Below are 14,609 nucleotides of genomic sequence, written 5' to 3' on the forward strand. Positions count from 1 at the left end.
GGGTTTCAGCGCTGAGGCGGGCAGTTGGGGCCCTGGCACTGCGGCCGGTTGCCCTGTTGACCCTGCTGCTGCCGCTGCTGCGGCATCTGCTGCTGGATCTTCTGGATCTGCTTCGCCCGTTCCTGCTGGGCCCGCTGCATCTGCTGCGCCCGCTGTTGTTGCTGCTGCTGTTGCATCTGCTGCTGGCGCTGCAGTTGTTGCGCCTTCTCCTGCTGGGCCCGCTGCATCTGCTGAGCCCGCTGCTGTTGCTGCTGCTGTTGCATCTGCTGCTGGCGCTGCATTTGTTGCGCCTTCTCCTGCTGAGCCCGCTGCATCTGCTGGGCCCGCTGCTGTTGCTGCTGCAACTGCATCTGCTGCTGACGCTGCATCTGCTGCTGCTGCGGGGTCAGCGCCGGACGCTGGCCGCCGGGAGCTCCGGGAGCAGCGGCACCACCCGGACGGCCGGGACCACCGGGCGCCCCGGGCGTCACTCCGGGCGTGCCGGGACCACCCGGACGGCCGGGACCGCCGGGCGCCCCGGGCGTCACTCCAGGCGTGCCGGGACCACCCGGACGGCCGGGACCACCGGGCGCCCCGGGCGTGCCGGGACCGCCAGGACGGCCGGGACCACCGGGCGCCCCGGGCATCACACCGGGAGCGCCGGGACCGCCAGGACGGCCGGGCGCCCCGGGCGCCCCGGGCGTCACTCCGGGCGTGCCGGGACCGCCCGGACGGCCGGGACCACCGGGCGCCCCGGGCGTCACTCCGGGCGTGCCGGGACCGCCCGGACGGCCGGGACCACCGGGCGCCCCGGGCATGACTCCAGGCGTGCCGGGACCACCCGGACGGCCGGGACCACCGGGCGCCCCGGGCGTCACTCCAGGCGTGCCGGGGCCACCCGGACGGCCGGGACCACCGGGCGCCCCGGGCATGACTCCAGGCGCGCCGGGGCCACCCGGACGGCCGGGACCACCGGGCGCCCCGGGCATGACTCCAGGCGCGCCGGGACCGCCCGGACGACCGGGACCGCCCGGGCCGCCGGCCCAGCCGGGACCGGGGGCCGGCTGGGCCGGCGGCGGGGGACGATGCCAAGCGCCGGGCGGCGGCGGTGGGGCCATATTCGGCGGCGGCGCGTAATTGTTGCGCCACCAGCCCGGCTGACGTGGACCGGGCGGCGGCGGGCGCCAGCCCGGGCGCGGCGGCGGCGCATAGCGTTCCCACCGGTAGCGGTCGGCATACCAGGGCTGGTTCACATACCAGGGCCGATTGACGTAATTCCGATTCCAATAGTCCGCGGCCGCGAAGGCGACGATGGGAATGCCGATGGCGGCGAGGCCGATGTCGGGCACCACCTCCACCCGGCGCTGCGCCACGGGAACACCCGCGGCGGCCGGCAGCTCATAGCCGAGATATTCGCTGTAGACCCAGCCGCGATAGCCGTTCCAGTCCACGTCGCACCACGATTCGTCCTGCAGACAGCCCTCGATCTGCAGCGGCGATCCATCGGGAATCACCCCAAGGGAGGGGAACTCGGTATCCGGCCCGGTGCGGATATTCACATTCGCCGTGGAGAAACCCGGCGCCGCGGCCTGAGCCACCCCCCCGATGCCCGCCACGGCCAAGCCGGCAAACATGCCGGCAAGTCTCAGCATCCTCATGGAGTACTCCCTGTGCGGCTCACGCGAGCCGATTCTGCAATTTAGCCCGCGCGCCATGGCGTTTCATGTGCGAAGGCGGGGCCATTCCCAAGCGAGAGCACGGCGCTTTTGCGTCAGGAGATGGTGAACGGGATGATATCCCGCACATTTTCGTCGATCCGGATATCCCGGTCGAGGGGTGGAAACGCCCTCAGATCGCAATCCCGCCGCGGACAGATGCGGCAGGACACCCCCAGCCGGCCCACGGGCGCCGTCTTCAGGTCCAGCCCATCGGCATAGACCATGTCATGGGCGAAGGAGACCTCGCAACCGAGCCCGAACGCGAACGCCCGCACCGGCGCGCCATGGCGCAGGGGCGGCGCCGTGACCGCCCGCGCCAGGCAGATATAGCGCACCCCATCGGGCATCTCCCCCAGTTGCACCAGGGTGCGGCCGGGCAGCTCGAACGCCTCATGCACATTCCAGACGGCGCAGGCGCCGCCGTGACGGGCGAACTGGAAACGGGTGGCGGAATGGCGCTTGGTGATGTTGCCGGCGCGATCCACCTTGGCGAAATAGAAGGGCACGCCCTTGGCGCCGGGCCGCTGCAGGGTGGAGAGGCGATGGCACACCTGCTCCAGGCTCGCGCCGGTTTCCAGCACCAGCCGGTCGAGATCGTGCCGCAGGGTGCGCGCGCGCTCCAGGAAGCGACGATAGGGCAGCATGGCGGCGCCGGCGAAATAGTTGAACAGGGCCAGCCGGCAGATGTCGGCGGCGGTCTGGCTGCGGAAGCTGGCGGAGGCCACTGTCTCGCGCACCAGGTCCACATGCTCCAGTTGGGCGATGGTGGCGGCCATGCGGAAGGCCCGGGTGGAGCTGGGGAGCACCCCGGACAACGTGAGCCGGCGCATGCGCAGATCCAGCTGGGCGAGCGGCGCCGCCGGATCGGCCGGGCCGATCTCCACCGCCACCCCATGGCGGTCCGCCAGGTGATGGGCGAACGCGGCGGCGGGGTCCGCCCCATCCAGCACGCCGAGCGCCAGCGCCGTGGCCTCCGCCGCCCGATCCAGCCCGTCGACATAATTGTCGATGTAATGGAAGAAGTCGCGCACCTCCTCATAGGGGATGAGCTTGGCCTCGTCCGCCCGGGGCGGCACCCCGGCGGTGAGCATGTCATCAAGGGAGGCGCGCCATTCCGCCGTGCGCCGCAGCGCCACATGCATGCGCAGGAAGGCATGGGCGAAGGCCGGCGAGAGATTGGCCACCGCCTTCACATCCTGCAGCCCGAGGTCGAGATCGCCAAACAGCGGATCGGCCGCCACCTCGCGCAGGTCCGCCACCAGCCGGTCGAGGTCCTCGGCGCCGAACGAGGTGATGTCCACCGCGAAGGTGCGGGAAATGGCGATCAGGATCGAGGCGGTCAGCGGCCGCTGGTTGCTCTCGATCTGGTTCACATAAGAGGGCGAGACGCCGAGCCGCTGCGCCAGCTCGCTCTGCCTGAGGCCGAGCTTTTCCCGCAGGCGGCGCACCGCGTGGCCCGCATAGACCTTCTGCCGCACCGCACACCTCCGCCCGAGAGCCACCAGTACCAATTTGTAAAATTTTCACAAATTACAACACAAAACTTTTACACTTTCAAATGCCCTGCAACTCCTGCTAGCGAGCGCCGAGGCCGCATGCCGGTCAGGGCGGGAGAAGAGCGCGACGGGCGAAATGCCTCTCGCGCTTTTCTTCGCCCTCCGCGCGGTTAAACTCGCATTACAACCACCCGCAAGAGGGGCGCGTCCCATGAAGGAAATCCTCGAAGAGCTGGAAAGCCGGCGCGAAATCGCCCGCCTCGGCGGCGGCGAGCGCCGTATCAAGGCTCAGCACGCCCGCGGCAAGCTCACCGCCCGCGAGCGCATCGAGCTGCTGCTGGATCGCGGTACGTTCGAGGAATACGACACCTTCGTGCAGCACCGCTGCGTCGATTTCGGCATGGAGGATCAGAAGATCCCCGGTGACGGCGTGGTGACCGGCTGGGGCACCGTGAACGGCCGCAAGGTCTTCGTGTTCGCCAAGGACTTCACGGTGTTCGGCGGCTCCCTTTCCGAGGAGCATGCCCGCAAGATCACCAAGATCCAGGACATGGCGCTGAAGACCCGCGCCCCCATCATCGGCCTGTTCGATGCCGGCGGCGCCCGCATCCAGGAAGGCGTGGCGGCGCTGGGCGGCTACGGCGAGGTGTTCAAGCGCAACGTCCAGGCCTCGGGCGTCATCCCGCAGATCTCGCTCATCATGGGCCCCTGCGCCGGCGGCGACGTCTATTCGCCGGCCATGACCGACTTCATCTTCATGGTGCGCGACACGAGCTACATGTTCGTGACCGGCCCGGACGTGGTGAAGACGGTGACCAACGAGACCGTCACCTCGGAAGAGCTGGGCGGCGCCAAGGTGCACACCTCCAAGTCCTCGGTAGCCGACGGCTCGTTCGAGAACGATGTGGAGATGCTGCTGGAGTGCCGGCGGCTGATCGATTTCCTGCCCTCCAACAACCAGGAAGGCGTGCCGCAGTGGCCCTCGTTCGACGAGCCCGGCCGCTATGACGAGAGCCTCGACACCCTGGTGCCGGACAACCCGAACAAGCCCTATGACATCAAGGAACTGATCCTCAAGGTGGTGGACGAGGGCGACTTCTTCGAGATCCAGGCCGCCTACGCCAAGAATATCGTCACCGGCTTCGGCCGCATCGAGGGCCGCACGGTGGGCTTCGTCGCCAACCAGCCCATGGTGCTGGCCGGCGTGCTCGACAGCGACGCCTCTCGCAAGGCGGCCCGCTTCGTGCGCTTCTGCGATGCGTTCGAGATCCCGATCGTCACCTTCGTGGACGTGCCCGGCTTCCTGCCCGGCACCGCGCAGGAATACGGCGGCCTCATCAAGCACGGCGCGAAGCTCCTGTTCGCTTATTCCCAGGCCACCGTGCCGCTGGTCACCGTCATCACCCGCAAGGCCTTCGGCGGCGCTTACGACGTGATGGCCTCCAAGCATGTGGGCGCCGACGTGAACTATGCCTGGCCCACCGCTCAGATCGCGGTGATGGGCGCCAAGGGCGCGGTGGAAATCATCTTCCGGGCCGACATGGACGACCCGGAAAAGATCGCCGCCCAGACCAAGAATTACGAGCAGCGCTTCCTCTCGCCCTTCGTGGCGGCGGAGCGGGGCTTCGTGGATGAGGTGATCATGCCCCATTCCACCCGCCGGCGCCTCGCCCGCGCGCTCGCCATGCTGCGCACCAAGAAGCTGGAGCAGCCCCACCGCAAGCACGACAACGTGCCGCTGTGACACGCGGCGCTCCCCAATTGGGGAGCGTGCCCCCTCCCAACCCTCCCCCGCACGCGGGAAAGGGCTTTTCTTCAGGCGCCGCATCGCTCCCTCTCCCGCTTGCGGGAGAAGGTTGGGGTGGGGGCAGCCGGAGAGTGGGAGGGACCCTTGGTTTCCTAAGATATTCGGCGCCTTGAGCGCAGGAGACACTTCAATGTTCTCGAAAATCCTGATCGCGAACCGGGGCGAGATCGCCTGCCGCGTCATCAAGACGGCGCGCAAGATGGGCATCAAGACCGTGGCCGTCTATTCCGAGGCGGACAAGGACGCCCTGCATGTGGAGATGGCCGACGAGGCCGTGTTCATCGGCCCGCCGCCCGCCGCCCAGTCCTACCTCATCGCCGAGAAGATCGTGGAGGCCTGCAAGCTCACCGGCGCCGAGGCGGTGCATCCCGGCTACGGCTTCCTCTCCGAGCGCGCCTCCTTCCCGCAGATGCTGGCCGAGCACGGCATCGTCTTCATCGGCCCCAATCCCCACGCCATTGAGGCGATGGGCGACAAGATCGAATCCAAGAAGGCGGCGGCCGCGGCCAAGGTCTCCACCGTGCCGGGCTATCTCGGCGAGATCGCAACCGGCGAGGAAGCCGCGAGGATCGCCGACGAGATCGGCTATCCGGTGATGATCAAGGCCTCCGCCGGCGGCGGCGGCAAGGGCATGCGCATCGCCCACTCCCGCGACGAGGTGCAGGACGGCTTCGACCGCGCCCGCTCCGAAGCCAAGTCCTCGTTCGGTGACGACCGCGTGTTCGTGGAAAAGTTCATCGTCGATCCGCGCCACATCGAAATCCAGGTGCTGGGCGACAAGCACGGCAACGTGATCTATCTGGGCGAGCGCGAATGCTCCATCCAGCGCCGCAACCAGAAGGTGGTGGAGGAAGCCCCCTCGCCGCTGCTCGATGAGGCCACCCGCAAGAAGATGGGCGAGCAGGCCGTCGCCCTCGCCAAGGCGGTGGGCTACGACAGCGCCGGCACCGTGGAATTCGTCGCCGGCCAGGACAAGAGCTTCTACTTCCTGGAAATGAACACCCGCCTGCAGGTGGAGCATCCGGTCACCGAGCTCATCACCGGCATCGACCTCGTGGAGCAGATGATCCGCGTGGCCGCTGGCGAGCCCCTCACCGTCACCCAGGACGACGTGAAGCTCACCGGCTGGGCGGTGGAAAGCCGCATCTATGCGGAAGATCCCTACCGCAACTTCCTGCCCTCCACCGGCCGCCTGGTGCGCTATCGCCCGCCGCAGGAAGGCAAGGACGGCCCCATCACCGTGCGCAACGACACCGGCGTCTATGAGGGTGGCGAAATCTCCATCTTCTACGATCCCATGATCGCCAAGCTGGTGACCCACGCCCCCACCCGGGCCATGGCCATCGAGGCCCAGGCGGATGCGCTCGACGCCTTCGCCATCGACGGCATCGGCCACAACATCCCCTTCCTCTCGGCGCTGATGGCCCATCCGCGCTGGCAGGACGGCCGCCTCTCCACCGGATTCATCGCCGAGGAATATCCGGACGGCTTCTTCCCCCGCGCGCCGGAAGGCGAGCTGGTGCACTACCTCTCCGCCGTGGCGGCGGTGGTGGACCACATCCAGAATACCCGCAAGCGTCAGATCTCCGGCCAGACCTCCGGCGTGCCGGTGGCCTTTGCCAAGCGGCGCATCGTCAACCTCTCCGCCGGTGAGGACACCATCGCCACCCCCTGCGAGGTGGAAGCGGTGGACGGCGGCTACAAGGTCCAGATCTTCGACACGGACGGCAACCCCGGCCACGCCCACCTGCTGCGCTCCAGCTGGAAGCCGGGCGAGCCGGTGTGGACCGGCACCATCGACGCCGACCAGGTGGCCATGCAGGTGCGCCCCATCACCAATGGCTATGCCCTCGCCCATCGCGGCATTGCCACCAAGGCGCGGGTCTATACGGAGCTGTCCGCCGGCCTCGCCGCCCTGATGCCGAAGAAGGAGAATGCCGGCGGCGGCAAGGAACTGCTCTGCCCCATGCCGGGCCTGGTGGTCTCCATCGCCGTCACTCCCGGCCAGGAGGTGAAGAACGGCGAGATCCTCGCCATCGTCGAGGCGATGAAGATGGAGAACGTGCTGCGCGCGGAACGCGACGGCATCATCAAGGCGGTCCACGCCAAGCCGGGCGACAGCCTGGCGGTGGATGCGGTGATCCTCGAGTTCGCGTGATCCGCGCCATGGATCCGGCTCTCCCCCATCCCGCCCCTCCCGCACCTGCGGGGGCGGGCCTTGCCCGCCACCAGGCGGCCGCCTTTCCCTGCGCGCAGGAAAGGGTGGGGACGGGGGCGGCCGACCAGTGGCCGGCAACGGGGGCGCACGGGATCGTGCCCCCCGCACCACAAGCGCCAGCATCCTACGGAATCGCTCGACCGGAGACGGCACCGCACCGGGCCACGCCGCCCAGCGCCACCCCCACGCCTCTCCCCCGCACCACCGTCATGCTCCGGCTTGACCGGAGCATCCTTGGCGCAACGCCGGATGCCGCGCGCCCCATGGGCCCTCCGGTCAAGCCGGAGGGCGACGGGGGGTGCGGCGACGGGGAGTGGGACGACGGCGACAGCGGTTGGGACGACGGCGACGGCACCGACCCGATCGCGCCGCGAGGCGTCGCGCTGGACGAGCGCGCGCTCCCGCCGCTCCCCCGCACCACCGTCGTGCTCCGGCTTGACCGGAGCATCCAGAGCGCCGCGCTTGGTGCCGAGCGCCTCATGGGCCCTCCGGTCAAGCCGGAGGGCGACGGAGGTTGGGGTGTGAGTGACGGCGGTTGGGTCGCGGGCGCGGGGCCCTGCGGGAGCGAGGTGAGCGGCGGAGGTATTTCGGATATGAGAAGGGCTCCCCCCTGCGCCGCTTTTCCGGCAGCGACCATCGGAGCCTTCTGAATGCGCCTTCTCTCCCACCTTCTGAAGCGCTTCGTCGAGAAGGGCCAGCTCACGGTTCTCACCGCCGATGGGGCCCGCCACGTGTTCGGCACCGGCGTCAACGGCCCGTCGGTCACCGTGCGCATGCATGACAAGAAGCTGGAGAGCGAGCTGTTCTTCAATCCCGAACTGGTGGCGGCGGAGGCCTATATGGATGGCCGCCTCAGCTTCGAGGATGGGGCTGGCGCGTTCGAACTGCTCTCCTTGTTCTCCATCAACCGCAAGGGCCTCGGCAGCCACCCGGTGCAGCAGGCGCTGCGCCAGGCGTGGCGCTCGGTGCGGCGGTTCCAGCAGGCCAACCCCATCGGCAAGGCCAAGGAGAACGTCTCGTCCCATTACGACCACCCGGCCACGTTCTACCGGCTGTGGCTGGACGAGACCATGACCTACAGCTGCGCCTATTTCCGCGAGCCGAACGAGCCGCTGGCCGATGCCCAGCGCAACAAGTTCCGCCACATCGCCGCCAAGCTGAAGATCACCCCCGGCATGCGGGTGGCGGAGATCGGCTCCGGCTGGGGCGCGCTCGCCATCTATATGGCCAAGGAATGCGGCGCCAAGGTCACCGCCATCAACGTCTCGCCCGAGCAGCTGGCCGAGAGCCGGCGACTGGCGGAGGCGGCGGGAGTGGCCGACAGCATCGATTTCCGCGAGGTGGATTACCGCCAGCTGAAGGGCAAGTTCGACCGCGTCGTCTCCATCGGCATGATGGAGCATGTGGGCGTCGCCCATTTCGACGATTATTTCACCACCGTCCGCAACCTTCTGGACGAAGGCGGCTTCGCTTTGGTGCATGCCATCGGCCGCATGTCGCCGCCCGGCACCACCGCCCCCTTCATCCGCAAATACATCTTCCCCGGCGGCTATGTGCCGGCCCTGTCGGAAGTGTTCGCCTCCACCGAGCGCAGCCACCTTTGGGTGGACGATTGCGAGGTGCTGCGGCTGCATTATTACTGGACCATCCGCGCCTGGCGGCAGAACTTCATGGCCAAGCGCGCCGAGGTGGATGCCATGATGGGCGAGCGCTTCGGCCGCATGTGGGAATTCTACCTCGCCGCGGTGGAGCTCGGCTTCCTGCACGGCTCCAACATGGTGTTCCAGCTGCTGCTGTCCGAAAAGCGCGACGACGTGCCGGTGCTGCGCGACTACATGATCGACGACGAGCGCGCCCTCGCCGCGCGGGAGGCCCGCTGATGCGCCGTGCCCCACTCCTTCCCTTCACCGCCGCAGCCCGCCCCGCCCTTGCGCGGTGCGCGGGCGCTATCGGCGTCCATCCTTTCGTCCCGGAGGCTTAGCCATGACCACCCTGCCCTTCGCCACCGACCTGCCCCACGTGACCCGTGAGGATTGGCTGAAGCTGGTGGAAGGCGTGCTCAAGGGCACGCCCTATGACAAGAAGATGGTGACCCGCACCTATGACGGGCTCGCCCTCGACGCGCTGCCCGAGCGCAAGCCCGCGGCCCCCATCGTCGCCGGCCGGCCCGCCGGGGCGCCCTGGACCATCTCCATGCGGGTGGACCAGCCGGACCTCGCCGCCGCCAACGCCCAGGCCCTGGAAGATCTGGACGGCGGCGCCTCCGGCCTGTCGCTGGTGTTCGCCAGCTCGCCCTTGGCCTATGGCTTCGGCTTGCCCAACGGCGCCGATCTCGATGTGGTGCTGAAGGGGGTGATGCTCGATCTCATCGAGACCCGCTTCGAGCTGGGCGGCTTCGTCGGCCCGGCCAGCGCCCTCGCCTTCGCCGATCTGGTGGAAAAGCGCGGGCTCGATCCCAAGAGCGTTCAAGCCTCCTTCGGCCTGAACCCGCTCGGCAGCTATGCCGCCATGGGCGGCCTGCCGGTGAACCCGCCCATGACCTGGGCGGACCTGGCGCGGCGCTTCTGCGACACCTCCGCCACCCTGGCCGCCAAGGGCTTCACCGGCCCCATCTGCCGGGCCGAAGGCGCGGTGTTCCACGAGGCCGGCGCCTCCGATGCGCAGGAGCTGGCGGCGGTGCTCGCCGCGGCGGTGCGCTACCTGAAGATGTATGCGGAAGACGGCGTGACGCTCGAAGAGGCGGCGCGGCGCATCGAGGTCTCCCTGGTGGCGGATGTGAACCAGACCGCGACCATCGCCAAGTTCCGCGCCATCCGCCTGCTGTGGGGCGCCGTGCTGCGCGAATGCGGGCTCGCCGCAATGCCGCTGAAAGTGCATGCCACCACCGCCTGGCGGTCCATGACCCGGCGTGATCCCTATGTGAACCTGCTGCGCAGCACGGTGGCCGCTTTCGCCGCCGGCGTGGGCGGCGCCGACAGCGTCACCGTGCTGCCCTTCACGCAGGCGCTGGGCCTGCCCGATGCCTTTGCCCGCCGCCTCGCCCGCAACACCCAGGTGATGCTGATCGAGGAATCCAACGTGCACCGGGTGGCCGATCCCGCCGCCGGCGCCGGCGCGGTGGAAGCCTATACGGACGGCCTCGCAGCCGCCGCCTGGGATCTGTTCCGCACCATCGAGCAGCGCGGCGGCATTCTGCCGGTGCTGGAAGAGCGCTGGCTGCAGGCGGAGATCGCCGAGGTGAAGGCGGCCCGCGACAAGGATGTGGCCACCCGCAAGGCCCCCATCACCGGCACCTCTGAATTCCCCATCCTGGTGCAGGAGATGCCCGAGGTGCTGGCGCCGCTCAGCGCTGACCATACGACCGCCGGCGATGGCGCGCTGACGCCCTACCGCATCGCCGAGCCGTATGAAGCCCTGCGCGACAAGGCCGAAACCGGCGCGCCTAAGGTGTTCCTGGCGGTGCTGGGCCCGGTGGCGGCCTTCACCGCCCGCGCCACCTTCGCCAAGAATTTCTTCGAGGCCGGCGGCATTGCCGCGGCGGTGCCCGACGGCTTCGCCGATCTCGATGCGCTGGTCGCCGCCTTCAAGGCCTCCGGCACGCCCTTCGCCTGCCTCACCTCCTCCGACGAGGTCTATGGCACCGAGGCGGCTGCGGCCGTGAAGGCGCTCAAAGCCGCTGGCGCGAGCGCCGTGTGGCTGGCCGGCAAGCCGGCGGCCATCGAGGCGGAGCTGAAGGCGGCCGGGGTCGACGGCTTCGTCTTCATGGGCTGCAACCTGCTCGACACCCTGGCGGCCGCGCAAAGCGCCGCCGGGCTCGCCTGAGCGGCAGCGGAAGGAGCTCGGCATGGCGCGCTCGCCCCTCCTCCCCACGCCCCTCCGCGCGGCGGCAACCAGAGCCGTCGTCGCGGACCGGGCCCCTTCTGCCACTTCCGACTTCAAGCCGGAGGGGAAGGGTGGCAAAGTGACCTATGCGGGTTCTCGACTGGTGAGAGCAACCACAGGCATCCGCGCCGGCACGGTGAGCCGCATGCCCTTCGTCCTCGGCCACCTGCGCGGCATCGCGAAGGGGCAGCTGGAGCGGCAGATGGAAGGGTTTTCCGGAGGGGGCCGGAGGAAGAGGGACGCCGCTTCCGGCCACTGGACCGCGCCGAAGCCGCGTGGCTCCGGGTCCCGGTTCGCGCAGCGCGCCTGATGGCGCCCGCGACCAAACACGAGATCGCAGCCCGGCCCGGGACGCCACCCGGACCGGCCAGGGGCGACACGCCCGAGCCGACGCATTCAAGGGGATAGAACAATGAGCCAGATCCCGAATTTCGCCGCCATCGACTGGCGCGCCCCCGACCTCGCCCAGCCGTCCGCCGCCGCCGCGCCGTGGACCACGCCCGAGGGCATCGCGGTGAAGCCGCTCTACGGCCCCGCCGACATCGCCGATCTTGGCTATATCGACACCTATCCCGGCATCGCCCCGTTCCTGCGCGGGCCCTATGCGGGCATGTATGCCACCCAGCCCTGGACGATCCGCCAATATGCGGGCTTCTCCACGGCCGAGGATTCCAACGCCTTCTACCGGCGCAACCTCGCCGCCGGCCAGAAGGGCCTTTCGGTGGCCTTCGATCTCGCCACCCACCGCGGCTATGACAGCGACCATCCGCGGGTGGCCGGCGACGTGGGCATGGCGGGCGTCGCCATCGATTCCATCTATGACATGCGCACCCTGTTTTCCGGCATCCCGCTGGATCAGATGAGCGTGTCCATGACCATGAACGGCGCGGTGCTGCCGGTTCTGGCGCTCTATGTGGTGGCGGCGGAAGAACAGGGCGTGCGGCACGACCAGCTTTCCGGAACCATTCAGAATGACATTCTGAAGGAGTTCATGGTCCGGAATACCTATATCTATCCGCCCGCGCCTTCCATGCGCATCATCTCCGATATCTTCGCTTATACATCGAAGGAGATGCCGCGTTTCAACTCCATCTCCATCTCCGGCTACCACATGCAGGAAGCCGGTGCGACCCAGGACCTGGAATTGGCCTACACCCTGGCGGACGGCGTGGAATATGGCCGCGCCGGCGTCGCCGCCGGCCTCGGCATCGACAAGTTCGCGCCACGCCTCTCCTTCTTCTGGGCCATCGGCATGAACTTCTACATGGAGGTGGCCAAGCTGCGCGCCGCCCGCCTCCTGTGGACCAGGCTGATGACCGACCTCGGCGCCAAGAACCCGAAGTCGCTGCCCCTGCGCACCCATTCGCAGACGTCCGGCTGGTCGCTCACCGCCCAGGACGTGTTCAACAATGTGATGCGCACGGCCATCGAGGCTATGGCGGCCACCCAGGGCCAGACCCAGTCGCTGCACACCAACGCGCTGGACGAGGCGCTGGCCCTGCCCACCGACTTCAGCGCCCGCATCGCCCGCAACACCCAGATCCTGCTGCAGCAGGAAAGCGGCACCACCCGGCAGATCGATCTGTGGGGCGGCTCCTTCTATGTGGAGAAGCTCACCTACGATCTCGCCGCCAAGGCGTGGGCGCACATCCAGGAAGTGGAAGAGCTGGGCGGCATGGCCAAGGCCATCGAGGCCGGCATTCCCAAGCTGCGCATTGAGGAGGCGGCGGCCACCACCCAGGCCCGCATCGACGGCGGCGCACAGACCGTGGTGGGCGTGAACAAGTTCAAGCCCGAGAAAGATCGCATCATCGACGTGCTGAAGGTGGAGAACGCCACCGTCCGCGCCGCCCAGATCGACAAGCTCAAGCGCCTGCGCGCCGAGCGCAACCCGGCCGAGGTGGACGCCGCCCTGACCGCCTTGACCAATGGCGCGGCCGGCAACGGCAACCTCCTGGAGCTCGCCATTAACGCCGCCCGGGTGAAGGCCACCGTGGGCGAGATTTCCGATGCGCTGGAGAAGGTGTTCGGCCGCCACCGGGCGGAGATCCGGGCCATTTCCGGCGTCTACAAGCGGGAGGCCTCGGCCATGACCGACAAGGTGGGCAAGGTGCAGAAGCTGGTGGAGACCTTCGAGCAGCAGGAAGGCCGCCGGCCGCGCATCCTGGTGGCCAAGGTGGGCCAGGACGGCCACGACCGTGGCCAGAAGGTGATCGCCTCCGCCTTCGCCGATCTCGGCTTCGACGTGGATATCGGCCCGCTGTTCGCCACCCCGGAGGAAGCCGCCCGCCAAGCGGTGGAGAACGACGTGCACGTGGTGGGCATCTCCTCTCTGGCCGCCGGCCATCTCACCCTCGTTCCGGCGCTGAAGAAGGCGCTGGAAGCCGAAGGCCGGCCCGACATCATGGTGGTGGTGGGCGGCGTGGTGCCGCCGCAGGATTACGAGGCCCTCAAGGCGTTCGGCGCCGAGGCCATCTTCCCGCCCGGCACGGTGATCGCCGATGCGGCCACCGAGCTGCTCCACACTCTGTCCCACCGTCTCGGCCACACGCTGGAAGCGGCCGAGTGACAAGCGCTTTCCCCGGCGGCGCGCCCTCGCCTGCCGCCGGGAGCTGCCGTCTGGCGCCGATGGGCTCCACTTTGCGCATTCTGGAGCCGGCGCCCCACATCCTCGCCTTCTATGATGGGCGCGTGCCCGGCACCCGCCTGCACAGCGCCACTGAGAACTGGCTGGATGACGGCGCCTATGCCCTCGGCATCGCCTCCTACGCGGTGTGGGACGGCGAGGCGGCGCTGGTCTATGACACCCACATCTCCCTCACCCACGCCCATCTGATCCGCGCCTGCCTGGAGGCGCGCGGGGTGCGTCGCATCACCGTGGTGCTCAGCCACTGGCATGACGACCATGTGGCCGGCAACGGGGTGTTCGCCGATTGCGAGATCATGGCCACCGCCGCGACCGCCGCCTTGCTGGCCCGGCACCGCGTCCGGCTGGAGAGCGGCGACCCGCCGATCCGTCCCCTGGTATTGCCCACCCGCACCATCGATGGACCGGAGACCCTTGCCATCGGCGGGCTCACCGTGACGCTCCACCCCATGGACATTCACAGCCGCGACGGCCTGGTGGCGCTGGTGCCCGACCGGGTGCTGCTGGCCGGCGACACGCTGGAAGATCCCATCACCTATGTGGACGAGCCGGACCGGCTGGCGGCGCACCTCGCCCATCTCGATGCGCTGGAGGCCCTCGCCACCCGCCGCATCCTGCCCAACCACGGCGCCGAGGTGGTCATCGCCACCGGCGGCTATGGCCCCGGCCTCATCACCGCCACCCGCCTCTATCTGGCCCAACTGCTGCGCCTGAAGGCCGAACCGACGCTGGCCACCCTCGACCTCCAAACCTTCGCCGCAGACGCCTTTGCCACCGGCGCCATTGGCGCCTTCGCGCCGTACGAGGCGGTGCACCGGCGCAATGTGGCGGCGGTGCTGGGGGCATAGCCGCGCCTAGGGAA

Annotated in this window: 9 protein-coding genes; 7 read left to right on the plus strand and 2 right to left on the minus strand. The window is 68.9% G+C overall.

The annotated features are described in order from the left end of the window. Positions 1 to 5 precede the first annotated feature (5 nt). Together MEU52_RS06000 and MEU52_RS06005 are read right to left on the minus strand one after the other, a co-directional pair. Positions 6 to 1,637: an SH3 domain-containing protein gene (locus MEU52_RS06000; protein ID WP_238125006.1), complete on the minus strand. Its 1,632-nt coding sequence runs from the start codon at positions 1,635 to 1,637 to the stop codon at positions 6 to 8. A gap of 113 nt (positions 1,638 to 1,750) precedes the next feature. Next, the gene (locus MEU52_RS06005; protein WP_238120853.1) at positions 1,751 to 3,175 is read right to left on the minus strand and encodes a short-chain fatty acyl-CoA regulator family protein; all 1,425 of its coding nucleotides are present in this window, start codon (positions 3,173 to 3,175) and stop codon (positions 1,751 to 1,753) included. Between the two features lie 229 nt (positions 3,176 to 3,404). Here MEU52_RS06005 and MEU52_RS06010 point away from each other — a divergent pair, with 229 nt between their 5' ends. The 7 genes from MEU52_RS06010 (at position 3,405) to MEU52_RS06040 (ending at position 14,595) form a co-directional block, all read left to right on the plus strand. Continuing rightward, positions 3,405 to 4,937, plus strand: a complete 1,533-nt coding sequence (locus tag MEU52_RS06010; RefSeq protein WP_238120852.1) for an acyl-CoA carboxylase subunit beta — start codon at positions 3,405 to 3,407, stop codon at positions 4,935 to 4,937. Between the two features lie 193 nt (positions 4,938 to 5,130). Further along, entirely contained in the window at positions 5,131 to 7,158 is a 2,028-nt protein-coding gene (locus MEU52_RS06015; protein ID WP_238120851.1) for an acetyl-CoA carboxylase biotin carboxylase subunit, read from the plus strand. Between the two features lie 710 nt (positions 7,159 to 7,868). Then, positions 7,869 to 9,098, plus strand: coding sequence for an SAM-dependent methyltransferase (locus MEU52_RS06020; RefSeq protein ID WP_238120850.1), 1,230 nt, complete (start codon positions 7,869 to 7,871; stop codon positions 9,096 to 9,098). A gap of 103 nt (positions 9,099 to 9,201) precedes the next feature. After that, positions 9,202 to 11,040 carry a methylmalonyl-CoA mutase subunit beta gene (locus tag MEU52_RS06025; protein WP_238120849.1) on the plus strand — a complete coding sequence of 613 codons (1,839 nt, stop codon included), beginning with the start codon at positions 9,202 to 9,204 and terminating at the stop codon, positions 11,038 to 11,040. 22 nt (positions 11,041 to 11,062) lie between these two features. Next, the gene (locus MEU52_RS06030) at positions 11,063 to 11,410 is read left to right on the plus strand and encodes a hypothetical protein (RefSeq protein WP_238120848.1); all 348 of its coding nucleotides are present in this window, start codon (positions 11,063 to 11,065) and stop codon (positions 11,408 to 11,410) included. Between the two features lie 102 nt (positions 11,411 to 11,512). Then, positions 11,513 to 13,669, plus strand: a complete 2,157-nt coding sequence (gene scpA, locus MEU52_RS06035; protein ID WP_238120847.1) for a methylmalonyl-CoA mutase — start codon at positions 11,513 to 11,515, stop codon at positions 13,667 to 13,669. Then, positions 13,666 to 14,595: an MBL fold metallo-hydrolase gene (locus MEU52_RS06040; protein ID WP_337927102.1), complete on the plus strand. Its 930-nt coding sequence runs from the start codon at positions 13,666 to 13,668 to the stop codon at positions 14,593 to 14,595. Before scpA ends, MEU52_RS06040 begins: the two co-directional genes overlap by 4 nt. Positions 14,596 to 14,609 lie beyond the last annotated feature (14 nt).

The organism is Xanthobacter sp. NM-25 (genome assembly GCF_022138605.1).
In the GTDB taxonomy this organism is placed as follows: domain Bacteria; phylum Pseudomonadota; class Alphaproteobacteria; order Rhizobiales; family Xanthobacteraceae; genus Xanthobacter.

What these genes read in the sequence shown, in the direction of transcription:
- MEU52_RS06000 (WP_238125006.1), bottom strand. Translation starts at nt 1,637, where the DNA reads ATGAGGATGCTGAGACTTGCCGGCATGTTTGCCGGCTTGGCCGTGGCG.
- MEU52_RS06010 (WP_238120852.1), top strand. Translation starts at nt 3,405, where the DNA reads ATGAAGGAAATCCTCGAAGAGCTGGAAAGCCGGCGCGAAATCGCCCGC.
- MEU52_RS06015 (WP_238120851.1), top strand. Translation starts at nt 5,131, where the DNA reads ATGTTCTCGAAAATCCTGATCGCGAACCGGGGCGAGATCGCCTGCCGC.
- MEU52_RS06020 (WP_238120850.1), top strand. Translation starts at nt 7,869, where the DNA reads ATGCGCCTTCTCTCCCACCTTCTGAAGCGCTTCGTCGAGAAGGGCCAG.
- MEU52_RS06025 (WP_238120849.1), top strand. Translation starts at nt 9,202, where the DNA reads ATGACCACCCTGCCCTTCGCCACCGACCTGCCCCACGTGACCCGTGAG.
- MEU52_RS06030 (WP_238120848.1), top strand. Translation starts at nt 11,063, where the DNA reads ATGGCGCGCTCGCCCCTCCTCCCCACGCCCCTCCGCGCGGCGGCAACC.
- scpA (WP_238120847.1), top strand. Translation starts at nt 11,513, where the DNA reads ATGAGCCAGATCCCGAATTTCGCCGCCATCGACTGGCGCGCCCCCGAC.